The sequence below is a fragment of the Brevundimonas sp. UBA7506 genome (genome assembly GCF_002479495.1).
In the GTDB taxonomy this organism is placed as follows: Bacteria; Pseudomonadota; Alphaproteobacteria; order Caulobacterales; family Caulobacteraceae; genus Brevundimonas.
In genome coordinates, this window is record NZ_DLNQ01000005.1 from 763,190 (window position 1) to 788,539 (window position 25,350).

A 25,350-nucleotide genomic window follows, 5' to 3' on the forward strand; every position below is an offset into this window, starting at 1 on the left:
ATGGGAGGAGCGGCGCGTGTCATTGGATACCGAGACGCTTATCATCGGCGCCGGCCCGGCGGGTCTGACGGCCGGCTATCTGCTGACCAAGGCCGGCCGCGACGTGGTGATCGTCGAGCGTGACCCCGTCTATGTCGGCGGCATCAGCCGCACCGTCCGCCACGGCGACTTCCTGTTCGACATCGGCGGGCATCGCTTCTTCTCCAAAAGCCGCGAGGTCGTCGAACTGTGGGACGAGATCCTGCCCGACGACATGATCGAGCGGCCCCGGCTGTCGCGCATCTATTACGACGGCAAGTTTTACAGCTATCCGCTGCGGGCCTTCGAGGCGCTGACCAACCTCGGCATTCTCAAGAGCAGCGCCTGCATGCTGTCCTATCTGGGCGCGCGGCTGCAGCCTATTCCCGACCCGCAGACCTTCCACCAGTGGATGCGAAACCAGTTCGGCGAGCGCCTGTTCTCGATCTTCTTCAAGACCTACACGGAAAAGGTCTGGGGCATGTCGTGCGACGAGATCTCGGCCGACTGGGCGGCGCAGAGGATCAAGGGGCTGGACCTGGGCGCCGCCATCATTGACGGCGTCAATCGCTCGCTGGGCCTGAAACAGGCATCGGGCGGGGCCAAGACCCTGATCGAGTCCTTTCGCTATCCCGCCAAGGGGCCGGGCATGATGTGGGAGACCGCCGCCGACAAGGTGCGGGCGCAGGACGGCGAGGTCCGAATGGGCTGCAGCCTGACCGGCCTGTCGTGGAATGCGGACCGGGCGCACTGGACCGCGACCGTGACCACCGCCGACGGCGCCCCACAGACCCTGACCGCCGCGCACATCGTCTCCTCGGCCCCGCTGACCGAACTGTCCGCCGCCATTTCCCCCCGGCCGCGCAGCGACGCCCAGGCCCAGACCCTGCGCTATCGCGACTTCATCACCGTGGCCCTGATTGCACGGGCCTCGGCCACCTTCCCCGACAACTGGGTCTATATCCACGATCCCGACCTCAAGGTGGGGCGGGTGCAGAACTTCCTGTCCTGGTCGCCGCACATGGCGCCCGAGGGTTTCGCCTGCGTCGGGCTGGAGTATTTCTGCTTCGAGGGCGACGGCCTGTGGACCGCCGACGACGCCGACATGATCGAACTGGCCAAGCGGGAGATCGGCCAGATCGGCCTGGTCGATCCGGCCGACGTCATCGACGGCACCGTGGTTCGCCAGCCCCGCGCCTATCCCGTCTACGACGACACCTATCAGCAGGCCGTCGACGCCGTGCGCGAGGACTATGAGCGCGAATACCCGACCCTTCACCTGGTCGGGCGAAACGGGATGCACAAGTACAACAATCAGGACCACGCCATGATGACGGCGATGCTGACGGTCCAGAACATCCTGGCTGGCAAGCGTCTCTATGACGTCTGGGGCGTCAACGAGGACGCCGAGTATTCCGAAGCCGGCGTCTCAGGCGCGCAGGAGGCCCTGAGCAGCGTGCGGCTGACGCCGCAGCGGGTCAGACGGGAGTTGGTGGGTGAGGCCAACCGCTGAGCCGCAGCCGCGCGTCGCGCCCCCCGACGGCGCGCCCCAGGCCCTGATCGTGGGGGCCGGCCCGATGGGCCGCTGGCATATGGACGCCGCCCGGCGGGCCGGCGCCCGCATCATGGCTGTGGTGGATCAGGACGAAGCGGCGGCCAACGCCCTTGCGCGGTCGGCGCCTGGCGCGTGCGCCCTGACAGACCTGACGCTGGTTCCAGAGGCCATGCGCATCGACGCCGCCCATGTCTGCACCCCCGTCCAGAGCCACGCCGCCCTGGCGACGTCTTTGCTGAAACGCGGGGCCCACGTCCTCGTCGAAAAGCCGATGGCGCCGGGCGCCGATATCGCCCGCGCCCTGATCCAGACGGCCGATGCGCGCGGCCTCTACATATGCCCGACGCACCAGTACGCATTTCAGCCCGGCGTCGAGCGGGCCAGAGCGCGGATCCCCGCGGCCGGGGGCGCTCGACGGATCGATTTCACCCTCTGCTCGGCGGGGGCGTTCGGTCGGTTCGAAGGCCGAGCCGACGCGGTCGCCGCTGAAATCCTGCCCCACCCCCTGTCCATCCTGCAACGGCTGCTGCCCGACGAAGCCATCGACGCGGTGGACTGGATCGTCCATCGCGCCCAGGCGGGCGAGGTCAGCGTCATCGGGCAGTTGGGAGCGACCACGGCGACCATCGCCATCAGCCTGAGCGCGCGCCCCACCTGTTTTCAGACCCGCATCCACACCGATCAGGGCCTGATCGAGATCGACGGCTTTCACGGTCACGACGTTGTTCTGAGCGGACGTGTCTCGCGAACGTCCAAGATCGTCGCGCCCTTTGAGCGCGGGGCCAAGGGACTGGCCGGCGCGACCGCCGCTTTGACGGGTCGAGTGCTGCGCCGCGATCTCGCCTACCCCGGCCTGCGAACACTGACGCGGCGCTTCTACGACGCCCTGTCCGATCCTGGGCAGCGCCCGATCTCGCTGGACGAGACCCTGGCTTGCGCCGTGGCGGGCGACGCTGTTCTGGCGGGCATGCGGCGCGCGGGGGCGGAGGTGTGCGATGTTTGAGCGCCCCGAAACCCCTTCGCCTGACGACCTGACCGTGGTGGTCGTTTCTCTGGTCGGCGGCGCTGCGCTTAAGGCCTGCCTAACGGCGCTGGCCCGTCAGGCAGACCGGATCGTCGTCGTGGGTCGCGGCGCTTCGGACACGGCCGACGACGCCAAGACCCCGGTTCCCGTGCTGAGAATGAAGGCCTTGGTTGCGGCCCGAACGCCCTACGTCGCCTTCATCGAGGACACGGCCGTGCCGGGCGCGGACTGGCGTCGAGGCCTGAGCGCCGCCTTCGCCATGGACGGGACCGCCGCCGTCGCAGGGCCGATCACCATCTCGCCAAGCCTGTCCTCCCGCGGCCTCGCTCTGGGCCTCAGCGAGTATGCTCGCTTCTCTCCAAACGAGATGAAGCAGGACCCGGCCTCGGGCCTGCCCGGCCTGGCCTTCGCCGTCGCGCGCGACGCCGTCCTGCCGCTGCTGGACGACCAGACGGGCGGCCTTATCGAAGGCGACCTGTTCCGCCGCCTGAAAGAGACCGGCAGGACGGTGCGGACCAGCGACGCCATGTCGGTCTGTTACGCCGCCGAACATGAGCAGGGCGCGCGTCTGCGGACGCGATTCCAGCATGGACGCCTGTTCGCGGGACGCCGCTTTCCCAAGGCGCTTCTGGTTCGCCGCCTCGGCCATGCCGCCGGCTGTCTGTTGCTGCCGGCGGCGATGATCCATCGGACGCTGCGCGATCGTCCGCAGGGGCTGAAAGTCTGGCCCGGCGCGGTTCTATGGCTATGCCTGCTCAGCACCGCCTGGTCCGCAGGCGAGTTCATCGGCTACCTGACCGGCAGCGTCGGCGACGCCGCCGAAAGCTGGACCTGATCCCATGCGGATCGGGATCGACGCAACCTGCTGGTGGAACCGTCGGGGCTTCGGACGTTTCACACGACAATTGATTACCGCCATCCTCGCCGACAGCCGGGGACATGAGATCTACCTGTTCATCGACCGCGAGCCCGCGCCCGAGATGATCCGGCCCGGCGTCCATGTGATCCGGGTCGAAACCAGCGCCACCGCCACCTCAGCCGCGGTGGCGGAAAGTCGGCGTAAGTTATCGGATATGCTGAGATTTCAGCGCGCGACATCGGCCCATCCGCTAGACGTTCTCTACTTCCCGGCGGTCTATTCCTGGTTCCCGACCAGGGGCGGCGCGCCGACGGTCATCACCTTCCACGACGCTATCGCCGAGCACTATTCCGACCTCGTCTTTCCCGACCGCGTCGGTCGCTTCTTCTGGAACCTGAAGACCTGGCTGGCGCGTCGCACGGCGGCGGGCTTCACCACGGTATCTGAGGCCGCGCGCGAAGAGATCGTGCGCTATCTGAAGATCCCGCGCGGCAAGATCGAGGTGGTGTTGGAAGCCGCCGATCCGATCTTCGCGCGCGTCTTGGACCCGGCGCGTTTGAACGAAATGCGGACCCGTCTGGCCCTGCCGCCGGATGATCGGCTGCTGGTCTATGTCGGCGGCCTGGCTCCTCACAAGAACCTCTTGCGGCTGGCCCAGGCCTTTGCGAAAGCCGCAGCCGATCCGGCTCTGGACGACCTCTGCCTGGTCTTCGTCGGGGACCCGAACGGCGACGGCTTCCACTCCAACCATGAAGAGCTGAAGGCCCTGATCGACGGCGACGCCCGCCTGAAGGGCCGCGTCCATTTCACCGGATTCGTCCCAGACGAGGACCTGGTCAGCCTCTATAGCGCCGCCCATGTGGTCGCCATGCCCGCCCTGTCCGAGGGGTTCGGCCTGCCCGCCGCCGAGGCCATCGCCTGCGGCACCCCGGTCATCGCCACGGCAGGCGGCGCCGTGGCCGAGGTGGTCGGCGCGGCCGGAGTCTTCTTCGATCCGCTGGACGTCGACGACATGGCGCAGGCCATCGTCCGAACCGCGACCGACGCAGCCCTGATGGATCAGCTGCGGCGCGCCAGCCTGATCCGCGCCGCGCAACTCAGCTGGCCGGCGGCGGCGGCGGCCACCCTCGACGTTCTGGAACAGTTCGGGCGGGTCCGCTGATGCGCCTGGGCATGGTCACCACCTTCTATCCTCCCTACAGCTTCGGCGGCGACGCCACCTATGTGCGCAACCTGTCGCGCGGACTGGCCGCGCGGGGGCATGAAGTCGAGGTGATCCACTGTCAGGATGCCTATGACCTGCTAGGCGGCCGGGGGCCCGACGAACCGATCATCGAGGATCCCGGCGTGCGGGTGCACCGCCTGCGTAGTAGAGGGGGGCCGCTCTCGCCCTTGATCACCCAGCAGACGGGTCGGCCGGGGCTGAAGGCCGCTGCCTTGAAGCGCCTGCTCGGCGAGGGCCGTTTCGACGTGGTCAACTTCCACAACATCTCGCTGGTCGGCGGCCCCGGCGTCCTGGCCTATAGCCACGCCCCGGTCACGCTCTACACCCTGCACGAACACTGGCTGATCTGCCCCACCCACATCTTCTGGAAGGCGCGCAATCGCGCTTGCGACGGGCCGACCTGCCTGAGCTGCTGCCTCAAGTCCCGCGTGCCGCCGCAGTTGTGGCGTTACGGCCCGCTGATCAGCAAGGCTCTGGACCATGTCGACCAGTTGATCGCACCCAGCGCCTTCACGGCCGAAAAGCACGCCGCACTGGGACGGGTGATCGAGGTTCTGCCGCTGTTCTCCGCCTTTCCGACCCTCGCCAAGGCCCCGCCGGTCTCGCCCTCGACCTTCATCATCGTAGGCCGCGTGACGGCCTCAAAAGGGGTGGAGCCGCTGCTGCGCGTCTTCGCCCGCCTGCCGCAGTTCGACTTGCTGGTGATCGGAGACGGCGACCAGCGCGCGGCCTTGGAGAAGGCCTATGCGGCCAACCGCAACATCCGCTTCCTCGGCCCCCTGCCCCAGGCCGAACTGGCCCGGCACTATGCCCGCGCCGCCGCCCTGATCCTGCCGTCTCTGGCGCCCGAGACCTTCGGTCTGGGGGTGGTCGAAGCCGCCGCCTGCGGCACGCCCACCCTGGTCGCGGCCAGCGCCGGCGGGGCGGTCGAGACGGTCCAGCGGACCGGCGGCGGGCTGGTCTATCGCAATGAGGCCGAGCTGGAGGTCTTGCTGCGTGACCTCGCGACCCAGCCGGAACTGCGTCAACGTCGGAGCGCGGCGGCACGCGCCGGATACGAAGCCCATCACACGCTGGATCGGCATCTGGATGGCTATGAGACGCTGATCGCGCGTGTTCTGGAACGTAAGCGGGCGGAAGGATCGCGCCCATGAAGGCCGTCCTGACCTTCCATGCCGTCGACCATGCGCGCTCGCCCCTGTCCTATCCGCCCGAGGCCTTCCGGGCGCTGATAGAGACCCTGCAGGAGATGGGGACGCCGATCCTGACGCTGGACGCCCTGCTCGATCCGGCGACGCAGGAAGGCGTGGCCCTGACCTTCGACGACGGACTGGCCAGCGTGCATGAGACGGCCCTGCCGATCCTAAAAGCGTTTGACGCCCCCGCTCACCTGTTCCTGCCGACCGCCTATGTGGGCCAAGACAACGCCTGGCCGGGCCAGCCCGCGACCGCGCCGCGTTATGCGATGATGAACTGGGATCAGATCGAGGCTCTGCACGACGGCGGCGTGTGCATCGAGAGCCATACCCACCGCCATCCCGACCTGCGCGCTCTGTCGCTGTCGCAGATCACCGAGGAGATGGAGACAGCCGACCGGATCATCGCCGACCAACTGGGGCGACGGCCGCGCTATTTCGCCTACCCCTATGGCTTCCATAATGGGGCCACGCGAGAGGAGGCCAGGCGACGCTATCGGGCAAGCTTCACCACCCGATTGGCCGATCTAGGGGATGGGGACGACGCGGCCCAGTTGCCGCGCCTCGACAGCCACTACCTCCGACATCCCTGGCTGATACGGCAGCTGAACCACACCGTCGGGCACGGATACATCGGCTTGCGTCGCCTCATTCGTCAGATTCGGAATCGCTCGTAATGACCTATTCTGAAAACAATAAGTTGGTCGAGAAGGCCGTAGAACGGATCGCCATTATCGGCCTAGGCAAGGCGGGGCGAACCATTCACCTGCCCGCCCTCAAGAAGCTGAAGAACGTCCAGATCGTCGGCGCCTACGACGTCCAGGGCGGCGGCGAGGCCCTGGGCCTGCCAAGCTTCTCGTCCATCGATCAGATGCTGGCCGAGGCCCGCCCCGACATGGTGGTGGTCGCCACGCCGCCGGCGTCGCACGTCGAACTGACACGCCGGGCTCTGCTGGCGGACTGCCATGTCTTCTGTGAGAAGCCGCTGGCCGAGACGCTGGATGATGCCGACGCCATCGCCGCACTGGCCGCCGAACGACGGCGACAGGTGGTCGTCAACAGCGAATTCCCCTTCATGCCGATCCACTGGGAGGCCAGGCGGCGCATGTCTCAACCGGGCTTCGGCGACCTGCAGTTCGTCATGATCCAGCAGAGCTTCGTCGTCACCCCCGAGACCGAGGAAGGCTGGCGCGGCGCCGATCCGCAGCGGACGCTGAAGGAGTTCGGCACCCATGTTCTGGACCTGGCCCGGTTCTTCTATGGCGAGAGGCCTCTGAGCTTGCGTGCGCGAATGCCGCGACCGGGGCGACCCGACGGGCCGGATTATCTGAACCTGCTGGAACTGGAGTTCTCGGGCGATCGCTTCGCCCAGATCACCCTGGACCGGCTGACGCGCGGGCGACATCGCTACCTCGATATCCGGCTGGACGGGACCGAGGCGGCCATCGAGACCCGTCTGGGCGGCCGGATGCAGGTCAAGGCGGGTCTGCGCCCCCGCACGCGTCGGCCCTTTGTCGAACTGGACATGGCCATGGGCGGGACGGCCAGGCTCTATCGCGGCGAGGCCTACGAGCGGATCGCGACGGCCCCGCTCGACCTGTTCGCCGACGCCACCGCCCGGCTGCTGGGCATGAGCATCGAGGCGATCAACGCTGGACGCCCGCCGCCCTATACGCTGGACGACGCGCGCCACACGCTGCGGCTGCTGCTGGCCTGTTATGAGGCCGAGCCCGGCGCCGTGATCCGGTGCGGCGAATGGTGACCTTGGCGTTGCTGTTCGCCGCCAAGGGGGTCTGCGATGCAGCGGCGCTGAACCGCATGCTGGAGACGTCGGGCGTCCTGGACCGGCGGGAGGTCGAGGTCCACATCCTCGGCGACAGCACGACCCGGCTCCATCCCCCGCCGCCCGACGGAGTGCGCCTGCACCTGGCGGCCGAGACGCTCTCGGTGTTTCGACTGTGGGAGACGGGCATAGGCCGCACGACGGCGCGCTACGTCGCCATTCTGGACGCGCAGTATGTCCCGGCGCCGGACTGGCTGGACGCCGTGCTGGATCGACTGGACGACAGCCCTGCCGCCTTCTTCGGCCCCGTCGAGCCGGCATACAGCGCGCAAGACGTGAGAATAATAGGGTATCTAACGGAATATGTTCAGTTTCATCGCCAGATCATAGCGACGACTACCGAGGTGGCCGGGGCCAATCTGATCCTGCCCCGAACCGCGACAGGCGACCCGGCGGAGCTGGCCGCCCATGGCTTCGTCAAAACCGCGCTGCTGGGGCGGATGACGCCTGAACTGGCCCCGGACTGCCTGGTCATCCACCACAAGACCTTCGCGCTCGGCCCCTATCGCCGTCGGCGGTATCGGCACGGCCGAGCCTATGCCGCGCATCGCCTGACGCAGCCCGGCGCTCCGTCCCGGCTAGGGGCGGCGTTGTTCACGCCGATTCTGCCCTTCCTCAGGCTGACGCGGATCCATCGCCACGCCCGCCGCGTCGAGACCTGCCGCGGCGCCTTCTGGCGCTTCTGGCCGCATCTGTTGTGGGTCGAGGCAGGCTGGTCGGCTGGCGAATGCGTCGGTTATCTGACCGGGCGCGCCGGGGACGAGAGCCTGATCGACTGAAGGTCAACCGCGCGGCGAAAGCGCCACCGCCCGTCCGCTGGGGCCGCTGGCGTAGACCGCCTTGCCCATCTCGACCGCGCGCAGACCGTCGAAGCCGGTGGCCAGACGCCCGCTGCCCGCGCGGCCCTCAGCGGCTTCGACGAAGTCGGCGAATTCCTCGACGAAGGCGCGGATCACCGTGCTCTGCCAGCCCGACAGGCGCTCGCGGACGATGGCGGCGGGATAGAAGTTGCGCTCGGTCCGCCTCTTGCCGCCCGGCCGGTCCAACTGGATCACCGTGGACATCATGGGGGCATAGTAGGCGCGGGCCATGCCGCGATCGCCATAGGCCTCGATGTGGAAACGATAGCCTTTCCATTCGCTCCAGCTGGCGTGGAGGCTGCCGACCACGCCGGCATCGGACCGCATCAGGGCGAAGGCGTTGTCTTCAGCCGCGCCCAGGTTCCAGACGCTGCTGGAGGCGTGACCATAGACCTCGACCGCCTCGCCCATCAGGTGGCGGCACAGGTCCAGCATATGCACCCCGTTGTCGGCCAAGGCGCCGCCGCCCATGACGGCGGGGTCGTACATCCAGGCGGCCTTGAACTCGGACAGGCCGGTATGGCCGGTGAAGCCCTTGACGTGGGTCAGGGTTCCGATGGCGCCCGAGACGACGGCCTCGCGCACCCGTTTGACCGCGTCGAAATAGCGGTGATTAAAACCCACGGTCAGCAGCCGCCCGTTGCGCTCGGCGGCCTCAACCATTCTCTGGCAAGCCTCCAGGGTCGGGGCCATGGGCTTTTCGACCAGGACGTGCTTGCCCGCATCCAGCGCCGCGACGGCCAGCGCCTCATGGAACTGCGGCGGGGTCGAGATCACCACCGCTTCGACGGCCGGATCGTCGAACAGGGCGTCAGGCACGGCATGGAACCGGGCCTGCGGAGCCAGGACGCGGGCGCGCGGTTCGTCCAGATCGCTGATCGCCGTCAGATCGCAAGCCTTGGACGCCTTCAGCGCCGCCGCCCTGACGGCGCCTATGCCGCCGGCGCCGATCAATCCAAACTTCATGGACGGTCTCCCTGAGGACGGGCGGCGATCATCTGAAAGGCCGGGCCGGCGACGAACAGCAAGGCGCTGAAGCCCGGCGCGCGCGCCAGAGCGGCGTAGAGACGGCGCGCGACGCCCTGCCCGCCCTGCGCCGCGCGCGGCCGGCGGCTGAGGATGCGAAGGCCGCGTTCGCGGCAGGCCCGCATGACGCGGAAAGGCGACAGAAGGTGGACGAACCGCAGCGAGTCCACGCCTCGCAGCCGGCGCAGCCTCGCGCTGCGAACGGACGCGGGAAGCCAGCCTGCAGCCCACAGGCCGACCGACGGATGCGGGCCGGGCCAGAACCTGTTCGTGGCGCTGATCCACAACCGCCCGGCCCCGGTCAGTTGCCGCCCGCATTCAGCGACGAAGGCTTCGGGGTCGCGGACGTGCTCGACCACGTCGACCGCGACGACCCGCGTAAAGCCGCCATCCGTGAACGGCAGGGCCTCGGCGTCGGCACAGACCAGCGCGGCCTTCAGGCCGCAGCCTTCCAGATGCTTGCGGGCGATGACCAGCCAGCGCAGGGCGATATCCACGCCGACCGCCTCGACGCCCTGCCGCGCGGCGGCGACCATCATGCCCCCCGCCCCGCACCCCACGTCCAGAAGCCGGTCCTGCGAAGTCAGGGGAGCCAGATCGGCAAGGACCGCACCGGCCCGCTCTGACCCGCCCCGGGCGTAGTCCGCATACCGCCTCGCCAGTTCGGGCGGCACGTCGTCGGTGATCGAATAGTAGAAGGTCAGCAGGTCGGCGAAGCTGTGGGAGCGCGCGAAGTCAGCCAGCCGCGCGGCCTTCAAGCGCTCCTGCTCCAGGCTCAGGTAGCGGTCGGAACGCAGACGAAAATCAGGAACGCCGTACAGGATCGGAAAGCTGAGACGGCAGGCGTCGCAGCGATAGGCGTCCGCCTGCATCGACACCGGGCCGCGACACGCGGGACAACAGAACGCGATCCGCCCGGTCATTCGATCTCGGCCAGGGCGCGCCCTGGACCCCGGACATAGCCCCAGGACTCGCCGGCGGCCCAGACACAGACCATGGGCAGCAGGGACGGCAGGGCCCTCAACAGCGGACCGCGCAGCTCCTTGGCCAGACACGAGCGCACGATACGCAGCAGCAGGACCGGCGGCAGGACCAGCGAAGCCACGGCGGCGGCGGCTCGCTTCGCCCTTTGCCAAGCTGGGAAGCGCAAACCGGCGTAGTAGCGCGAATAGACGAACCTCTGACGCAGAAAGAGCCCCGCCGAAAAGCGCTTGCAGTGGAACATGACCATACGGTTTCGCAACTGAAAGCGCCCGCCCGCTTCCTGCAAGCGCGGGTGAACCGTCGTCTCCCAGAAGCCGTCGGTCAGGGCCTGGGCCGGCAAGGACGTCAGGGCCGCGCGGCGATAGGCGACGTTCATGCCCGGCAGGACCGCTGTCGCCCCTTCATCAAGAGGCGGTGAGAAGAAGCTGTATTCACAAAGAAAAGTCGCCCAATCCAGCCCCGTATCGACGACGCCGTTCTGAACGGGGCCACCGACGGCCGTAAGACCAGGGTCGGCGTCGAAGGCGTCGACGATCTGGCCAAGCCAGCCTTGGCAGGGCACGCAATGATCCTCGGTCACCGCCACGATGGCGGCCCGGCTATGCGACAGGGCCATTGCCCGCATGGCCGGCAGGGTTTCGTCGGCGGGGCAAGGCAGCAGCAGGACGCCGGGAAACCGTCGGGCGATCTCGGCGCTGACCTGATCCCGGCGCCGGTCGACCAGAACCACCTCGCAGGCATGGTCGCCGTCGTTCGCCAGCGCGGCCAGCGTTTCCAGGATGCGATCGCCGTCCTCCGTGCTGACAAGACCGATCAGCACGGCGACGTGCGGCGCAGGCTCGGCGTCATGCGGCGCAATCATGCGGCCTCCGCCGTTCGCGCCGAGCGCCCGGAAAGCCTGAACTCCAGCCAGCACCCGACGAAGGCGGCGGCGCTGTAGAGATAATAGACCTGATGGAACAGCAGTCCCGCGACGGCGAACAGCAGGCCGCGGCGGCGGTAGAAAAGCCGGAACAGGTGCCAGTTCGCCGTCAGGATGGTCAGCAGCATGGGCGCCAGCCACCATGGGCTGATCCAGCCCGCGACCGCCGCGATCGTCACAAAGATCAGCGAGGCCGCCAGCAGCGCCCGCAGCCGCTCGAAGGTGCCGACGTTCAGATCGTCGAGGATTTCCGAACGCTGCAGCATCATCCGGGCCCAGGGGATGGCGCGTCGGAAAATGTCGGTCCTGACCAGTTCGGTCACCGACCAGACCTTGAGATGGGTGCTCAACAGGCGACGGTCGAGACGAATGGCGCCCCCAGCCTGACGCAGCTTGTAACCCAGGTCGACATCCTCGACGGACGGCATCCGGAAGGTTTCGGCGTCGAACCCCCCGACCTCGGCGAAGGCCGCCTTGTCGACCGCGCCACAGCCGGACCAGAAGGTCGAGGCGTCGATGTCGGCGTGCTGGTGATAGTGGTGGTGCACCAGATTCTTGTACTGGGATCCGAAATTGGGCGCCGCAGGCCGATCGTCATAGGAGCCGAAGACGGCGACCACATTGGGCGCGCAAAAGGCGCTCTGGATGTAATGGGCGCTGCCGGGGTGGACGACCACGTCGGCGTCGACGAACCACAGAATCTCGCCGCGCGCGTTCGCGATGGCCAGATTGCGCGCTGCGCCCGGTCCCATGCGTCCGCCAGACCCGATCACCGTGGCGCCGAGTTCCCTGGCGTAGGCGGCCGAGGCGTCGGTCGAGCCGTCGTCGATGATCAGAACCTCGGCCAGGGCGCCGTCGACCAGCATGGCGATCAGCGGCGGCAGACTGATCCTCAGGTAGGGCTCGCCATTATAGACCGGCATCACGACCGAGATGCTCTTGCGCCGGGCTGACGCCGAGGCGTCGGGTTCGAAATGCCGGCGCCGCCGCTTGAAGCTCAGCACGTCCTCGTTGCGCAGCGGGATCGTCCAGACCGCCATCAGCAGGGCCGAGGCCACACCCGTCAAAGGCGCGACGATCCAACCCGCGAAGAAGCCGCCGACCCAACCCAGGCGAATGACCAGCAGAACCCAGACAACAACAATGCCGACGCCGAAAGCCGCCGTGATCAGGGCGTCGGACAGACCGATGGGCAGGGCGCTCTTGCGTCGGACGGCGCGCGGTCCTTTCCGCACGGCCACCTCTGCGCGCTCAAGGCCGTCACGGCCACGGAACAGTCCGCGATCCGCGTGCATTCGCCCCTCTTCATCCGAATGACTATCCACCGGTCTCGACCATCCGCCGGCGAAATCAGACGCCGACCATCGCGACGCCGAGCATTCATCGGCTCATTATTTGTAAAATAAGTACCTGCCGCCACCACTCCACGCTCAATGCTCAATACGCCTGAGTTACGGTCTAGTTGCAGTCATCGAATTTCGGGCGTTCAGTGAAGGTCCGGCGAGAGAAACGCCGAACCCATTGAGGGGTGTCACGCCGATGACGACAGCGTCGAACGAGCGAGGCCGACGAAGCTGGGGCAGTCCGCTGGGATGGATCGCGGCCCTGCAGATTCTGATGACCCTGGTGGCGCTGGGCCGGGCCAAGATCCTGGCGGTCATGCTGTCGCCGTCCGGCTTCGGCGTGGCGGCCACCATCGACCAGTTGATCATGACCGTGGTCCAGCTGGGCGCGTTGGGGATGCCCTTCGCCAGCCTGAAATACATGGCCCAGGCCCATGGCGAGGGTCATGTGCAGTTCCAGCGCGTCGCCACCGGGTTCGCAAAGGCGATCCTGACGGCGGGCTTGCTCAGCACCCTCATCCTCCTGCTGATCCTGCAGTTCAGGCCCGAGTGGATCGGTCGGGAGCTGACGCCCTATCTGTCCTATCTGAAGGTGGCCGCCCTGTGCGTTCCGGCCGCCATGCTGGCGATCCTGGCCGCCAACACCCTGGCGGCGGCGCAGCGGCCTGTCGGCGCCGCCATGATGAATTTCGCCGTCGCCTTCGCCCTGGCGGCGGGGGCGGTGATCGGCGTCGCCCTGGACGGATTGAACGGTCTGTACGCCGGGACGGCGATCGCGGGCCTGCTGAGCACCGTCGGCGCGGGCCTGTTCCTGTTCCGCGACGTCGGCGTGCGCTGGGTCATGGGACAGCGCGGCGAAGGCGGCCTCGCAGAGGCCCTGCGGCACTTCCCGGCCTCGGCCGGCTTCTATCTGACCATGGTCCTGTCGGCGGGAAGCCTGTTCCTGATCCGCTACCTGGTGCTGGCCCATATGGGCGAAGCGCCCGCGGGTTTCTTCCAGAGCGGAATGAGCATCGCCCTGACGGCCGGGGCCGTGCTGACGCCGTTGATCAACCTCTACCTGATCCCGATCCTGAGTCGCAGAGCCCCGACGACAGACAAGGTCGCGGCCTGCGAGCGCTTCATGATGAGCCTGCTGCCGGTCATGATCCTGGCGGTCATTCCGATCCTCTGCTTCCCCCAGACCGTCATCCGCATCCTCTATACGGACCAGTTCACGCCCGCCGCCTACATCCTGTTCAGCTTCGTGCTGTGGCAGTGCCTGACGCAGATTTCCTACATCTGCCTGCAGCTTCTCATCGGCCTGGACGATCTCGTCTCCGTGCCGGTTCTTGCCCTGATCGGCTTTGGCGGGTCGGCGCTGCTGACCGAACTGCTGTTGCCGCGCATGGGTCTGATCGGCGCGCCGGCGGCGATGACTCTCGGCATGGCCCTCTACGCCGGCGCCATTCTGGTCCGTCTGAAATGGAAGCACGGGGTCAGCCTGACACCGCAAATCCATGGCCGCGTCGCCTGGATGATGGTCGTCATCGCAGCGGGCGGCGTCCTGTTCATGCGCGGGGCGGAGTTCAGCCTGACCGGCTTCGGCGCCAGGGCGCTGTTCGCCGCCATCTGCCTGGCCCTGACCTGGCTGATTTTTCTAAGGAACGACACGGCCACGCTGGCGTTGGTCAGACGATTCACCGGGCGGAGGGCTTGAGTGTGAACGCATCGCTGACGCCCGGCCTCTGGGAAGGTCGCAGGGTGCTGGTCACCGGGCATACCGGTTTCAAGGGCGCCTGGCTGTGCCTGATGCTCCATCGCCTCGGCGCCGAGGTGATCGGCGCTTCCCTGGCTCCGGAGGACGGACCGACCGCCTACCAGGCGCTGGCCCTGCCCGCCCTCCTCGCCGGCGACGAACAGCTCGACATTCGCGACGCCGGGCGACTGCATGCCTTCGTCCAGGCGACGAAGCCGGATGTGGTCCTGCACCTGGCGGCCCAGGCCCTGGTCGGCCGCAGCTATCGCGATCCGGCGGGAACCTTCGCGACCAATGTGGATGGAACCATCAACCTGATGCAGGCGCTCCGAGGCATGACGGGCGTTCAGGCCCTGCTCGTGGCGACATCTGACAAGGTCTACCGCAACGACGGCGCCGGCCGCCCCTTCACCGAGCAGGCTGCGCTAGGCGGCGCCGATCCCTACAGCGCCTCCAAGGCGGCCTGCGAGATCGCCGTGGCGTCCTGGCGGGCGTCCTTTTCGAGCGAATTGCCGCCTCTGGCCACGGCGAGGGCCGGCAATGTCATCGGCGGCGGCGACTTCGGCGAGGAGCGGCTGATCCCAGACCTGGTGCGGGCGATCCGGTCCCGCGCGACCCTGAGCCTGCGCCAGCCCGAGGCGACGCGGCCGTTCCAGCACGTGCTGGACGTGCTGCGGGGCTATCTGCTGCTGACCGAGCGGCTGATGACGACGCCCGAGGCCGCGCCCGCCGCCCTCAACTTCGGTCCCGCCGACGGCGAGATCAGCGTGCGCCGCCTGCTCGACCTATGGGGCGCCGCAACCGGTCACGCCGTCGACTGGCGCCTGGCGCCCGAACCAACGATGCCGGAGGCTGGCCGCCTGGCGCTCGACTCCCGCGAGGCCGCGCGGATCCTCGGGTGGCGGCCGCGGCTGGATACGCCCGCCGCCGTCGAGGCGACGGCGACCTGGTACGCAGACTGGCTGGAGGGGCGCGACATGGTCGCGTCCTCGACCTCCGCCGTGGACGCGGCGTTGGCGAGCCATGCGACGGGACGAACCGCAAGCAGTCCACGCCTCGCCGGCATTGAAGCCCACGCCCTCAGCGCAGCGTCAGGGAGGGCCCGATGAAGACCGTGCTTCTGGCCGGCGGCCTGGGCACCCGGTTGGCCGAGGAAACCTCGCTGCGGCCCAAGCCCATGGTCGAGATCGGGGGCCACCCGATCCTGTGGCACATCATGTCTGCCTATGCCGATCATGGCTTCCGCGAGTTCGTCATCGCCTGCGGCTACAAGGGCGAGGTCATCAAACAGTATTTCGGCAACCTGCACTTCGACCACTCCGACTGGGCCATGGACCTGCGCAGCGGCGAGCGCACCTTCATCGGCGAAGGGGCGCCGGACTGGCGGGTTCACTGCATCGACACCGGGCTGGAGACCCTGACCGGCGGGCGGCTGCTGTCCTTGCGCGACCACCTGCGCGACGGGGCCTTCATGTGCACCTATGGCGACGGGCTCAGCGACGTGCCGATCGACGAGGTGGTGGCCTTCCACAAGGCTCACGGCAAGCTGGCGACGGTGACGGCCATGCACCCGCCCGCCCGGTTCGGCCTGATGGAGATGGATGGCGACACGGTCACCCGCTTCTCCGAAAAGCCCCAGACGGCGAACGACTGGATCAACGGCGGCTTCTTCGTCTTCGAGCCCGAGGTGCTGGACTATATCGAGGGGCCGCAGTCGTCGCTGGAACGCGACGCGCTCGACCGGATCGCGCGTGACGGCCAGATGGTCGCCTATCGGCACGAGGGCTACTTCCAGCCCATGGACACCCTGCGCGAGAAGAACCTGCTCGAAGATCTGTGGCGTAGCGGCAACCCGCCCTGGCGGCGGCGTCCGGTCGAAAGCCCCCAACTTCGGAGCGCCGGATGACCCAGATCGAATCTCCGCCCCGCGCGGCGATGCGCGTCCCCTATGGCCAGACCGTGCACGGCGAGGAGGAAATCGCCGCCGTGGTCGCCGTCCTGCGCGGCTCGACCCAGATGGGCGACCATGTCGGCCGGTTCCAGCAGCGCGTCGCCGACCTGTTCGACAAGACGCACGGAGTGATGGTCAACTCCGGTTCCAGCGCCAACTACCTGGCCGTCGAACTGCTGGGCCTGCCCGAGGGGGCCGAGGTCGTCACCCCGGTCCTGACCTTCGCCACCACCGTCGCGCCCCTGGTCAAGAACCGGCTGATCCCTGCCTTCGTCGACGTCGAGCCGGACACCTTCAACATCGACGTCGAGCGGATCGAGGCCGCGATCACGCCGCGCACGCGGGCCATGATGATCCCGTCCCTGATCGGCAACCTGCCCGACTGGGACCGCATCGCCGCGATCGCCCGCGCCCATGACCTGCTGGTCATCGAGGATTCCGCCGACACCCTGGGCGCCACCCTGCGCGGGGTCAGCACGGGCGCCCGGTCGGACATCAGCACCACCAGCTTTTACGGCTCGCACGTCATCAACTGCGCCGGTAACGGCGGCATGTTGTGCGTCAATCGCGACGACTGGCGCGACCGGGCGCGGCTGCTGCGAAGCTGGGGCCGGAACTCGTCGCTGTTCGACGATTCAGAGGCCATCGAGAACCGCTTCAACGTCGATGTCGGCGGCATTCCCTATGACGCCAAGTTCGTCTTTTCGGACATCGGCTACAACTTCGAGCCGTCGGAGATGGGCGCGGCCTTCGGTCTGGTGCAGTTGAGTCGGCTGGACGCCAATGTCGCCGCGCGCGCGCGCCATTTCGCCCAGCACGCGGCCTTCTTCGCCGCCTATGAGGACTGGCTGATGCTGCCGCGTCAGATGGCGGATTCGAGCACCGGCTGGCTGGCCTATCCCATCATTGTTCGCGACGACGCGCCTTTCACCCGGCGCGACCTGCAGATCTACCTCGAGACGAGGGGAATCCAGACCCGGACGGTCTTCACCGGCAACATCCTGCGTCAGCCGGGCTTCACGGACATTCAGCGCCGCGAGGCCGCCGAAGGATACCCCAACGCCGACCGCGTCATGCGTGGCGGGATGCTGCTGGCCTGTCACCACGGCCTGACGCCCATCCAGATCGACTATGTCCACGAGCAGTTCCGCGCCTTTGCCGAGAGCCATCGGTGAGCCTGAGCATCGCGGTCAACGGTCAACGCCTGGCCGGACAGCGGTTCGGCGTCGGCCGCTATATCGAATACATGCTGCGCCACTGGGCGACCCAGCTTGAAGGCGACGAGACCGTCTCCCTGTTCGTGCGCCGGCCGCTGGACGAAGACCTGGCCGCGCTCAGCCCGCGCATCCGGCCGGTCCTGCTGGAGTCCGGCATGTCGGGCCTGCCGTGGGAAAGCCTGCGTCTGCGCGGCGCGGCGGCGTCGCAGGACGTGCTGTTCTGCCCGGCCTATACCGCGCCGCTCGCCTATCCGGGGCGGATGGTGGTGGCCACCCACAGTGTCAACGAGGTGCAGTCCGCCGCCCATTCCTGGGTCTATCGCCAGACCCATTCGCGGCTGCACCGGGCCTGCGCGCGGCGAGCGGATGCGGTGATCGTGCCGGCGCAATCGACGCGGGATCTGGTGGTCGAGCATTACGGCGTCCGCCCTGAGCGCATCGCCATCGTGCATCAGGGGACGGACGACGCCTTCGCCCCCGTCGAAGATGAAGCCGTGCTGTCGGCGGTCCGCACCCGCTTCTTCGGCTACGACCGGCCCTACATCCTGTTCGTCGGCAAGTGCTCGGCGCGGCGCAACATCCCCATGCTGCTGGAGGCCTTCGCCCGGCTGCGGGCGACCAGGAACATCCCCCACGGCCTGCTGCTGTTCGGACCCTGCCCGCCCGACCTGCCGTTGGCCGAACTGTGCGCACAGCTCGGCGTCACGGATCACGTGGTCCAGACGGACGGCGTCATCGAGCAACACACTGACATCGTGCCGGTCTATGCGGCGGCCAGCGTCTTCGTGCATCCGTCCGAGTACGAGGGTTGGTCGATGACGACCATCGAGGCCCTGGCCTGCGGAGTGGCCGTGGTGGCGGCTGACCGGGGCGGCCTGGGCGAGGTGGCGCGCGGCCACGCCCTGATGGTCACGCCCGAAAGAGACGCCCTGAGCGACGCCGTCGGCCGGGTGCTGGAGGACGACGGCCTGCGACGCGATCTGCAACGGCGGGGCCGCGAGCGCGGACGGTCGCTGCGATGGAGCGAAAACGCGCGTCAGACGCTGGATGTCTTGCGAAGCGTCGCAATGGGCTCGGCCTTACAGGGTGAAGCGAGATGAGCACGATGGCCGCCTGCCGCGCCTGCGGCGCCGACAACCTGTTCTGCTATCTGCCGCTGGGCGACCACCCCGCCGCCAACGACTTCCTGAGGCCCGAGAATCTGGATCAGCCGGATCGCCGCTATCCGCTGGACACCCACGCCTGTCTGGCGTGCGGCCTGATCCAGGTGCCGGACCAACTGCCGTCCGACTTCTATGTCGACTACGTCTATGTTCCGTCCGCCTCGGCGACGATGCCGAAGCATTTCGCCGCTCTGGCCGGGCGTTTCCGGGACGAACTGATCACCGCGCCGGGCCAGTTGGTGGTCGATATCGGCTGCAACGACGGCCTGCTGCTGTCGGCCTGCCAGGATCAGGGCCTCAAGGTTCTCGGCGTGGACCCTTCGGCCAACATCGCAGAACTGGCGAGAAACAGGGGCATCGAGGTCTTCAACGCCTATTTCACCCGGGATTCGGCCCATGAAATCCTGGCGCGCTACGGACCGGCCCAGGTCATCGTCACCACCAACACCCTGAACCACATCGACGATCTGCACGGCTTCATGGAGGGGATCGAGACCCTGCTGGCGCCGGAGGGGACCTTCGTCATCGAGGTTCCCCAGGCCCTGACCTGCGTGGAGCTCAATGAGTTCGACACCATCTATCACGAGCATCTGTCGGTGTTCAGCGTCGCCTCGGTCGAGGCCATCGGCCGTCCGCACGGGCTTCAGGTCGTGGACATCGACGACCTGCCCATCCACGGCGGGTCAATGCGGCTCTATCTGCGGCGTCACGGACCGGCCAAGCCTGTGGTGGCGGAATGGCTACAGCGCGAGCGTGACGCCGGCCTGTTCGAGCGCGAGACCTATGTCGCCCACGCAGAACGGGTCGAGATCATGCGCCGGACGTTGATGGCGATGCTTCACGACCTGAAGCAACAAGGCATGAGGCTGGCGGGCTATGGCGCCCCGGCCAAGGGCAACACCCTGCTCAACTACTTCGGCATAGGGCCGGACCTGCTCGACTATCTGGCCGACCGCAACACGCTGAAGCAGGGTCGATGGTCGCCGGGAATGCGGATTCCCGTCGTCTCGCCCGAGGTCATCACCGAGACCCGGCCTGACTATCTGCTGATCCTGGCCTGGAACTTCGCCGACGAGATCATGGAGCAGCTCGAGTCCTATCGCGCGGCAGGCGGCCGGTTCATCCTGCCCATTCCCCAGCCCCGCGTGGTCGGTTGAACCCATGGCGGCGGGGGGTTCGGTTCTGGTCACCGGCGCCACGGGCTTTCTGGGGTCGCACCTGACGCGTCGCCTGCTGACGCAGGGGCACGAGGTGCATGTGCTGGCGCGGCCCGACAGCGAGTTTCGGCGGCTGCGCGACATCGCCGGCCGCCTGACCGTCTGGACCGGCGACATGGCCGACGCCGCCTCGCTGCGGGCCGCCTGTCGGGGCGCCCGGCCCGAGGCGATCTTTCACCTGGCGGGCGACACCAGCCTGCGGGCCTTCTCCGGCGATTGGGCCAGCGTCGAGCGCGCCGCCACAAACGGGATTGGCGGACTGATGAACCTGCTGCAGGCCGCGCGCGAAGCGGCGCCGGAGCTGGGCTGTCTTGTGCGCACGGGCGGACTGGAGGAGTACGGCGCCGGGCCCGCGCCCTTCGTGGAAAGCCAGCGTGAAGCCCCATGCTCGCCCTACTCCTTCGCCCAGACGGCGGGAACGCATCTGGGCCAGATGATGCAGCCGCACCTGCCCTTCGCCGTCGTCACCCTGCGCCCCACCCTGATCTATGGCCCGGACCAGTCGAGCGATTTCCTGATCCCCGGCCTGATCCACGCCCTGCTGCGCGGGCGGCGCTTCACCCTGACTGAAGGGCGGCAGCGCCGTGATCTGCTGCACGTGGACGACTTCGTCAGCGCCGCCGTCGCCGCAGCAGACAGGCATGACAGCTTGCGCGGCGCCGTCTTCAACATCGCCAGCGGCGAGGGCCATGCCATCCGCGATATCGCGACCCGGATCGCCGGAATGGTGGACGCGACCGCCCTGCTCGACATTGGCGGCGCTCCGGAACGGGCGACCGAGATCTTCGATCTGGCCGGAGACGCGGCGCTGGCGCGCGCACAACTGGGCTGGCGACCTCGGGTCTCGCTGGACGAGGGCCTGGCCCGGACCATCGCCTGGCATCGCGAGGCGCTGACCCTGGAGACGACGACATGAGCCGTGGAGGCTTGCTCAAGGTGCTGGTGGGCGACTGTCGCCTGCGCGCGACACGATGGCTCTTGGCCCTGCGCGTCCGTTTGCGGAACCCGACGCTGTTCAGCGACCCGACCGTGATCTGGGACTACGGCTACCGCGACGTCGACGCCATCCAGCTGGGCCAGGGGGTGCGGGTCTACGCCTTCACCGAGGTGCTGGTGCAACGTCATGCCAGGCACAGCCCGGTCGAAGGCGGGCTGGTCCTCGGCGACGCCGTCGTCATCTCGACCGGCTGTAATATCCGCGCGGCGGGCGGCGTCATCCGCGTCGGCGATCGCTCCGGCATCGGCCAGCATTGCGTGCTGGTCGCCGCCAATCACAGGATCGAGCCGGGCGTGCCGCGCTTTCATACGCCCTGGGACGACGTCAAATGCGGCGTGGAGATCGGCGCCAACGTCTGGATCGGAGCGAACTGCACCATCCTGCCGGGAGCCCGCATCGGCGACAATGCGGTGATCGCCGCCGGCAGCGTGGTGCGTGGGGAAGTGCCTGCCGGCGAACTGTGGGGCGGCGTGCCCGCCCGCTACATCAAGACCATCGAATAGGCTGCGCTTACCGTCCCTGGGACGGCTGACGCGCCTGCTGCAGGGTTTCGGCCGCGCGCGTCGCGGTTCGCCAGGCCAGGGTTCGCGACGTCGAACTGCCTGAGGTCAGGGTCAAGCCCTCGGCGTCGATGACGGCCCACAGCCAGTCCGCGACCGGTTCGAACCTCAGTTCAATGGCGAAATCCGCGATATCCTTGGACGACATGACCCGCGCCCGCTCCTGAATGCACACCCTATCAAGTTAGACGCGCACGAAGAACGCCGGTTCCCGATAAAACCCTGAAATTCCTGCTTGTCGCGTTCAGGCCTGGCGATAGCCGTGGACCACCATTTCAAGCCGCCGCCCATCGGGCATGGGGCGCCAGACCCCCGCCCAGCCAGGATCCAGACCCGCGGCGACCCAGAGGTCCAGATAGGCCTTCTGCGGTCCGGTCGGAAAGCGTCCGTCGCGAGTGTCCGCCGGGGTCACGCGGGCGACCTCGCGTCCGTTGACGAAATAGACGACCGCGCGCCCGGCCTCATAGGCCATGCCTAGGCGCAGCCGCCGTCCTGACAGGTCGCCCGGAATGATCGGCGCCCCGCCGTTGTCCCAGACAGCGACGTGCCGGCCGCCGACCTTGGCCCACAGCGTCACGAACAGGCCTTTGACGCCGACGACCTCGAAGTCGCTCTCTTCCAGCGTCGTGCGGTTGTAGGTCCACAGCGGCGCGGCGATCAGGCCGGGCGCCATGGCCGGCAAGGTGACGTCCACCTCCCACAGGGCGCGGGTGGCGAAGGCCCGATCCCAGGCCTGAATCTGACCGGACGCCCTTTCGCTGACGCGCAGCTTCAAGGCGCCGTCAGAAACCAGCGCATTGCGCGGGCTCCAGGCATAGGGACCCAGCTTGGGTTCGCTCCAGTACGAGGGATTAAACGGGTGGGTGCGCCAGCGATTGACCCGCAGAGTCACGCCGCGCCAGTCCGGCAAGGCGCGGTCCATCGGCGTCGGGATCAGCGCGGCGGAGGCTGATGAAGCCCCCGTATCCTGCCGTGAGGATCGCCGCGCGAAAGACGCCAGCCCACACAGGGGCGTGACCAGGGCGAAGCGCAACAGGCTTCTCAACGCAGGCGAGTGCGGCCTCATGGCGTCTCCTGAGCCCCGCGCCAACTATCCGCCTGAACAGGTTTCGACGCCAGCCATGTTGATAACGGCGTCATGCGCGCCGATGATCCGATCAGGCTTGAGGGAGCATCCGGGTGGAGCGGAACGGAGGACGGGTTCAGGTACGGACGCCGACCTACCGACGCCCCGTCGCGCTGAAGCGCTGTCTGGAGTCTCTGCTGGCCCAGACCTGGACCGACTGGATCTGCGATGTCTTCGACGACGATCCCGACGAGAGCGGGCGCGCGGTCTGCGCGGCCCTGAACGACCCGCGCATCCGTTATACAGCCAACCGACCGCGCAAGTTCGCCTCGGCCAACATCGACCAGTGCTTCTCGGCCGCCAACCCGAATGACGCCGACTATTTCTGCGTGGTTGAAGACGACAACTCTCTGCTGCCGCCGTTCATGGAACGGAACATCGACCTGTGCCGGACGCGCAAGGTCGAGCTGATCCTGCGCAATCAGTTCGTCGAACTGGCCAGCGGCACGGCTCAGGCGCGCCTGAGCGACGGCGGGGTGCTGGACGGTCAGCTCATCGAGGGGCTGTACGAACCGGATCTGTTTCGGCTGGTCCTGCTGACCGGGATCGGCGTCTCCAACGGCGGTCTGTTCTGGACGCGAGATGTGAGGAGCGCGCTGGAGATCGGCCCCTGCACCGCGACCAGCCAGGAATACATGCGAACCTTCGCGGTGAGCGAACCCATCCTGGTCGCCATGGAGCCGCTGGCCGTGTGGGCCGAGAACGGCGAGCAGACGACCCGCGACGTGGGGAACAAGGCCTCCTATCTGCGCCGCGAACTGGACCTTAAGCACCGGACCCAGAGGCTGCAGCGACAGGCCTGGCGACTGGCTGGGGCTGAACGCCGCCGTGATTACCTGAGCCTGCCGGACTTTCCGGCCAGCCGCATCGACCGGGCGAAGGGCCTGACCAAGGCGCTTCTGGCCGGGCCGCAGGCTCTATCCATACTGCCGCTCAAGCAGGTCATAAACCTGAGCCTGCGCGGTCTGGCCATCCGGCTGCTGGGGCGGTCGGACACGGCCTTCGACGCCTTCATGGCCGATCAGGCACGGCGACGGCGATCCGGCCCGGACGGCTGAATCGTCCCAGCAGCCTTGCCAGGGTCTGGGCGAACAGGTCGGCCATCAACCAGCGCGTCAGGCCTGCATATAGGGCGACGCCGACCAGTCCGACCACCGCGCAGGTCCAGAAGGGGTCCGCGCCCCACGGCCCCAGACGCGACACGGCCCATGCCGTCCCGACCGCCGCGCCCGCGATCAAGGTCGGCCTGAAGTAGAGACCGAGGATGTCGCTCGACGCGGCGCCGTATCGGCGGAACACCAGCCATGAATAGGCGGGCGGCACGACGGCATAGAATCCCCCCACGGCCAGGGCGGCATAGGCGGCGCGACCTGGGAGCGAACTCGTCAGAACGACCGCGACGAAGATCGCCAGCATGACGGCGTTGTAGATGGCCCCCAGTCTGAAATGGCCCCGCGCGGTCAACAGCGCTCCAGCCACCCAGGCGACGCCGTCGAAGGCCAGACCGAGACTGAGAAACTGGATCGGCAGGACCGCGCCGGCCCACTTGGCGCCGAACAGCAGGGTCAGCAGGGGCTCGGCCACCGCCGCCTGCATGAAGCAGATGGGGGTGATCAGGAAGGCCAGGGTCCGCGCCGCATTGAGCGAGGCCGCCAGCTGGCGCGGGCGGTCGCCGCTCAGATGCACCAGGGCGGGAAACAGGACCGTGTTCAGGCTGCCGGCGAACATCTGGACCGGCTGGGCCGCGATCCGCAGGGCGAAGAAGTAGAGCCCGACCTGAACCTGGGTGGCGAACAGCCCCAGGATGGCGACGTCCCCCTGATGTCTCAGGGCGATCAGGATGCGCGACAGGAAGACCGAACCGCCGCGCTGAGCCAGCAGCCGGAACAGACCGAGACGCCCCACTTTCAAGGACGGTCGCGCCATGCGCCACAGCACCGCCGCCTTGATCGCCGCCACCGCCAAGGCCGGAATGGCGAAGGCGTAGGCTCCCATCCCCGCCGCCGCCAGGGCCACGGTCAGGGCCTGCTGACCCGCGAACTCGGCCGTGCCGATACAGGCCAGGGTCTTGAAGCGAAGCTGGGCGCGAAGGGTCACCATCGGCACCGTGGACAGCGAGGCCACCGGAATGGCGACAGCCAGCACCGCCATGACGCCGACGATCCGGGGCGCGCGATAGGCCTCGCCCAGGAAGGGCGCCGCGATCAGAACCAACATCATGCTGACCAGCCCCGCAATCAGGCCGGTCCAGAAGGCCGGCGGCGCCCAGACGCGCGACCTGGCCGACCGTTGCAGAAGGACGTCGTCCACGCCGAAGCTGGTCAGCGGCCCCACCACCAGGACGATGGACAGGGCCAGGCCGAACTGACCGAAGTCCGCCGGGATCAGCAGCCAGGCCAGGGCGATCTGGCTGATCACCCCGACGCCGCGATTGGCCAGGGTCTGGGCCAGCAGCCAGGCCACCCCGCCGACCGTGGTGCGGCCCAGGGCGCCGGGTTTCGAGGTCACGTTCGGGGCAGGCGTCAT

At 67.9% G+C, this 25,350-nt stretch carries 24 protein-coding genes; 17 read left to right on the plus strand and 7 right to left on the minus strand.

Annotated features, from left to right (window positions below):
- Positions 1-16 precede the first annotated feature (16 nt).
- From B3K53_RS05660 to B3K53_RS05695, 8 genes are read left to right on the plus strand one after another with little or no spacing between them, the layout of a single operon-like run.
- The gene (locus B3K53_RS05660) at positions 17-1,531 is read left to right on the plus strand and encodes an NAD(P)/FAD-dependent oxidoreductase (RefSeq protein WP_292083141.1); all 1,515 of its coding nucleotides are present in this window, start codon (positions 17-19) and stop codon (positions 1,529-1,531) included.
- Positions 1,515-2,576 carry a Gfo/Idh/MocA family protein gene (locus B3K53_RS05665; protein ID WP_292083142.1) on the plus strand — a complete coding sequence of 354 codons (1,062 nt, stop codon included), beginning with the start codon at positions 1,515-1,517 and terminating at the stop codon, positions 2,574-2,576. The genes B3K53_RS05660 and B3K53_RS05665 overlap by 17 nt, the downstream gene beginning before the upstream one ends.
- Positions 2,569-3,432, plus strand: a complete 864-nt coding sequence (locus B3K53_RS05670; RefSeq protein WP_292083143.1) for a glycosyltransferase family 2 protein — start codon at positions 2,569-2,571, stop codon at positions 3,430-3,432. The genes B3K53_RS05665 and B3K53_RS05670 overlap by 8 nt, the downstream gene beginning before the upstream one ends.
- A 4-nt stretch (positions 3,433-3,436) precedes the next feature.
- A complete protein-coding gene (locus B3K53_RS05675; RefSeq protein WP_292083144.1) occupies positions 3,437-4,618 on the plus strand; it encodes a glycosyltransferase family 4 protein in 1,182 nt (393 codons plus the stop codon).
- On the plus strand, positions 4,618-5,835 hold the full coding sequence (locus tag B3K53_RS05680; RefSeq protein ID WP_292083145.1) for a glycosyltransferase family 4 protein: 1,218 nt from the start codon (positions 4,618-4,620) through the stop codon (positions 5,833-5,835). The genes B3K53_RS05675 and B3K53_RS05680 overlap by 1 nt, the downstream gene beginning before the upstream one ends.
- On the plus strand, positions 5,832-6,554 hold the full coding sequence (locus tag B3K53_RS05685; protein ID WP_292083146.1) for a polysaccharide deacetylase family protein: 723 nt from the start codon (positions 5,832-5,834) through the stop codon (positions 6,552-6,554). The genes B3K53_RS05680 and B3K53_RS05685 overlap by 4 nt, the downstream gene beginning before the upstream one ends.
- On the plus strand, positions 6,554-7,639 hold the full coding sequence (locus tag B3K53_RS05690) for a Gfo/Idh/MocA family protein (RefSeq protein ID WP_292083147.1): 1,086 nt from the start codon (positions 6,554-6,556) through the stop codon (positions 7,637-7,639). The genes B3K53_RS05685 and B3K53_RS05690 overlap by 1 nt, the downstream gene beginning before the upstream one ends.
- Positions 7,633-8,499: a hypothetical protein gene (locus tag B3K53_RS05695; RefSeq protein WP_292083148.1), complete on the plus strand. Its 867-nt coding sequence runs from the start codon at positions 7,633-7,635 to the stop codon at positions 8,497-8,499. Before B3K53_RS05690 ends, B3K53_RS05695 begins: the two co-directional genes overlap by 7 nt.
- A gap of 3 nt (positions 8,500-8,502) precedes the next feature.
- On the opposite strand, the gene B3K53_RS05700 is transcribed toward B3K53_RS05695, so the two are convergent.
- Genes B3K53_RS05700 through B3K53_RS05715 form a run of 4 tightly spaced genes read right to left on the minus strand, consistent with a single transcriptional unit; the run spans position 8,503 to position 12,807 of the window.
- Complete coding sequence (locus B3K53_RS05700) at positions 8,503-9,546, minus strand: Gfo/Idh/MocA family protein (protein ID WP_292083149.1); 1,044 nt, start codon at positions 9,544-9,546, stop codon at positions 8,503-8,505.
- Positions 9,543-10,478 carry a class I SAM-dependent methyltransferase gene (locus tag B3K53_RS05705; protein ID WP_292083150.1) on the minus strand — a complete coding sequence of 312 codons (936 nt, stop codon included), beginning with the start codon at positions 10,476-10,478 and terminating at the stop codon, positions 9,543-9,545. The genes B3K53_RS05700 and B3K53_RS05705 overlap by 4 nt, the downstream gene beginning before the upstream one ends.
- A 47-nt stretch (positions 10,479-10,525) precedes the next feature.
- Positions 10,526-11,452, minus strand: coding sequence for a glycosyltransferase (locus B3K53_RS05710; protein WP_292083151.1), 927 nt, complete (start codon positions 11,450-11,452; stop codon positions 10,526-10,528).
- Positions 11,449-12,807: a glycosyltransferase gene (locus B3K53_RS05715; RefSeq protein WP_292083152.1), complete on the minus strand. Its 1,359-nt coding sequence runs from the start codon at positions 12,805-12,807 to the stop codon at positions 11,449-11,451. The genes B3K53_RS05710 and B3K53_RS05715 overlap by 4 nt, the downstream gene beginning before the upstream one ends.
- 244 nt (positions 12,808-13,051) lie before the next feature.
- Here B3K53_RS05715 and B3K53_RS05720 point away from each other — a divergent pair, with 244 nt between their 5' ends.
- Genes B3K53_RS05720 through B3K53_RS05755 form a run of 8 tightly spaced genes read left to right on the plus strand, consistent with a single transcriptional unit; the run spans position 13,052 to position 21,641 of the window.
- Entirely contained in the window at positions 13,052-14,554 is a 1,503-nt protein-coding gene (locus tag B3K53_RS05720; protein ID WP_292083153.1) for a lipopolysaccharide biosynthesis protein, read from the plus strand.
- Positions 14,555-14,556: 2 nt separating this feature from the next.
- The gene (gene rfbG, locus B3K53_RS05725; RefSeq protein WP_292083154.1) at positions 14,557-15,702 is read left to right on the plus strand and encodes a CDP-glucose 4,6-dehydratase; all 1,146 of its coding nucleotides are present in this window, start codon (positions 14,557-14,559) and stop codon (positions 15,700-15,702) included.
- The gene (gene rfbF / locus B3K53_RS05730; protein ID WP_292083155.1) at positions 15,699-16,499 is read left to right on the plus strand and encodes a glucose-1-phosphate cytidylyltransferase; all 801 of its coding nucleotides are present in this window, start codon (positions 15,699-15,701) and stop codon (positions 16,497-16,499) included. The genes rfbG and rfbF overlap by 4 nt, the downstream gene beginning before the upstream one ends.
- A complete protein-coding gene (locus tag B3K53_RS05735; protein WP_292083156.1) occupies positions 16,496-17,719 on the plus strand; it encodes a DegT/DnrJ/EryC1/StrS family aminotransferase in 1,224 nt (407 codons plus the stop codon). Before rfbF ends, B3K53_RS05735 begins: the two co-directional genes overlap by 4 nt.
- On the plus strand, positions 17,716-18,861 hold the full coding sequence (locus B3K53_RS05740) for a glycosyltransferase family 4 protein (protein WP_292083159.1): 1,146 nt from the start codon (positions 17,716-17,718) through the stop codon (positions 18,859-18,861). The genes B3K53_RS05735 and B3K53_RS05740 overlap by 4 nt, the downstream gene beginning before the upstream one ends.
- Positions 18,858-20,081, plus strand: a complete 1,224-nt coding sequence (locus B3K53_RS05745; protein WP_292083160.1) for a class I SAM-dependent methyltransferase — start codon at positions 18,858-18,860, stop codon at positions 20,079-20,081. Before B3K53_RS05740 ends, B3K53_RS05745 begins: the two co-directional genes overlap by 4 nt.
- A gap of 4 nt (positions 20,082-20,085) precedes the next feature.
- Positions 20,086-21,057 carry an NAD-dependent epimerase/dehydratase family protein gene (locus tag B3K53_RS05750; RefSeq protein WP_292083161.1) on the plus strand — a complete coding sequence of 324 codons (972 nt, stop codon included), beginning with the start codon at positions 20,086-20,088 and terminating at the stop codon, positions 21,055-21,057.
- On the plus strand, positions 21,054-21,641 hold the full coding sequence (locus tag B3K53_RS05755) for an acyltransferase (RefSeq protein ID WP_292083162.1): 588 nt from the start codon (positions 21,054-21,056) through the stop codon (positions 21,639-21,641). The genes B3K53_RS05750 and B3K53_RS05755 overlap by 4 nt, the downstream gene beginning before the upstream one ends.
- Before the next feature lie 7 nt (positions 21,642-21,648).
- Here the strand turns inward: B3K53_RS05755 and B3K53_RS05760 are convergent, their stop codons facing one another.
- Positions 21,649-21,846 carry a hypothetical protein gene (locus tag B3K53_RS05760; protein ID WP_292083163.1) on the minus strand — a complete coding sequence of 66 codons (198 nt, stop codon included), beginning with the start codon at positions 21,844-21,846 and terminating at the stop codon, positions 21,649-21,651.
- A gap of 96 nt (positions 21,847-21,942) precedes the next feature.
- Entirely contained in the window at positions 21,943-22,764 is an 822-nt protein-coding gene (locus tag B3K53_RS05765; protein WP_292083164.1) for a hypothetical protein, read from the minus strand.
- Positions 22,765-22,877: 113 nt separating this feature from the next.
- Between B3K53_RS05765 and B3K53_RS05770 the strand changes: the two genes are divergently transcribed.
- Complete coding sequence (locus B3K53_RS05770) at positions 22,878-23,882, plus strand: glycosyltransferase family 2 protein (protein ID WP_292083165.1); 1,005 nt, start codon at positions 22,878-22,880, stop codon at positions 23,880-23,882.
- Here B3K53_RS05770 and B3K53_RS05775 read toward each other — a convergent pair.
- Complete coding sequence (locus tag B3K53_RS05775) at positions 23,836-25,350, minus strand: oligosaccharide flippase family protein (RefSeq protein WP_292083166.1); 1,515 nt, start codon at positions 25,348-25,350, stop codon at positions 23,836-23,838. The two genes, B3K53_RS05770 and B3K53_RS05775, sit on opposite strands and share 47 nt — an antisense overlap.

What these genes read in the sequence shown, in the direction of transcription:
- B3K53_RS05775 (WP_292083166.1), bottom strand. Translation starts at nt 25,350, where the DNA reads ATGACGCCTGCCCCGAACGTGACCTCGAAACCCGGCGCCCTGGGCCGC.
- B3K53_RS05735 (WP_292083156.1), top strand. Translation starts at nt 16,496, where the DNA reads ATGACCCAGATCGAATCTCCGCCCCGCGCGGCGATGCGCGTCCCCTAT.
- B3K53_RS05710 (WP_292083151.1), bottom strand. Translation starts at nt 11,452, where the DNA reads ATGATTGCGCCGCATGACGCCGAGCCTGCGCCGCACGTCGCCGTGCTG.
- B3K53_RS05760 (WP_292083163.1), bottom strand. Translation starts at nt 21,846, where the DNA reads ATGTCGTCCAAGGATATCGCGGATTTCGCCATTGAACTGAGGTTCGAA.
- B3K53_RS05670 (WP_292083143.1), top strand. Translation starts at nt 2,569, where the DNA reads ATGTTTGAGCGCCCCGAAACCCCTTCGCCTGACGACCTGACCGTGGTG.
- B3K53_RS05685 (WP_292083146.1), top strand. Translation starts at nt 5,832, where the DNA reads ATGAAGGCCGTCCTGACCTTCCATGCCGTCGACCATGCGCGCTCGCCC.
- B3K53_RS05695 (WP_292083148.1), top strand. Translation starts at nt 7,633, where the DNA reads ATGGTGACCTTGGCGTTGCTGTTCGCCGCCAAGGGGGTCTGCGATGCA.
- rfbF (WP_292083155.1), top strand. Translation starts at nt 15,699, where the DNA reads ATGAAGACCGTGCTTCTGGCCGGCGGCCTGGGCACCCGGTTGGCCGAG.
- B3K53_RS05715 (WP_292083152.1), bottom strand. Translation starts at nt 12,807, where the DNA reads ATGCACGCGGATCGCGGACTGTTCCGTGGCCGTGACGGCCTTGAGCGC.
- B3K53_RS05675 (WP_292083144.1), top strand. Translation starts at nt 3,437, where the DNA reads ATGCGGATCGGGATCGACGCAACCTGCTGGTGGAACCGTCGGGGCTTC.
- B3K53_RS05700 (WP_292083149.1), bottom strand. Translation starts at nt 9,546, where the DNA reads ATGAAGTTTGGATTGATCGGCGCCGGCGGCATAGGCGCCGTCAGGGCG.
- B3K53_RS05680 (WP_292083145.1), top strand. Translation starts at nt 4,618, where the DNA reads ATGCGCCTGGGCATGGTCACCACCTTCTATCCTCCCTACAGCTTCGGC.
- B3K53_RS05705 (WP_292083150.1), bottom strand. Translation starts at nt 10,478, where the DNA reads ATGCAGGCGGACGCCTATCGCTGCGACGCCTGCCGTCTCAGCTTTCCG.
- B3K53_RS05720 (WP_292083153.1), top strand. Translation starts at nt 13,052, where the DNA reads ATGACGACAGCGTCGAACGAGCGAGGCCGACGAAGCTGGGGCAGTCCG.
- B3K53_RS05690 (WP_292083147.1), top strand. Translation starts at nt 6,554, where the DNA reads ATGACCTATTCTGAAAACAATAAGTTGGTCGAGAAGGCCGTAGAACGG.
- B3K53_RS05745 (WP_292083160.1), top strand. Translation starts at nt 18,858, where the DNA reads ATGAGCACGATGGCCGCCTGCCGCGCCTGCGGCGCCGACAACCTGTTC.
- B3K53_RS05755 (WP_292083162.1), top strand. Translation starts at nt 21,054, where the DNA reads ATGAGCCGTGGAGGCTTGCTCAAGGTGCTGGTGGGCGACTGTCGCCTG.
- B3K53_RS05765 (WP_292083164.1), bottom strand. Translation starts at nt 22,764, where the DNA reads ATGAGGCCGCACTCGCCTGCGTTGAGAAGCCTGTTGCGCTTCGCCCTG.
- B3K53_RS05750 (WP_292083161.1), top strand. Translation starts at nt 20,086, where the DNA reads ATGGCGGCGGGGGGTTCGGTTCTGGTCACCGGCGCCACGGGCTTTCTG.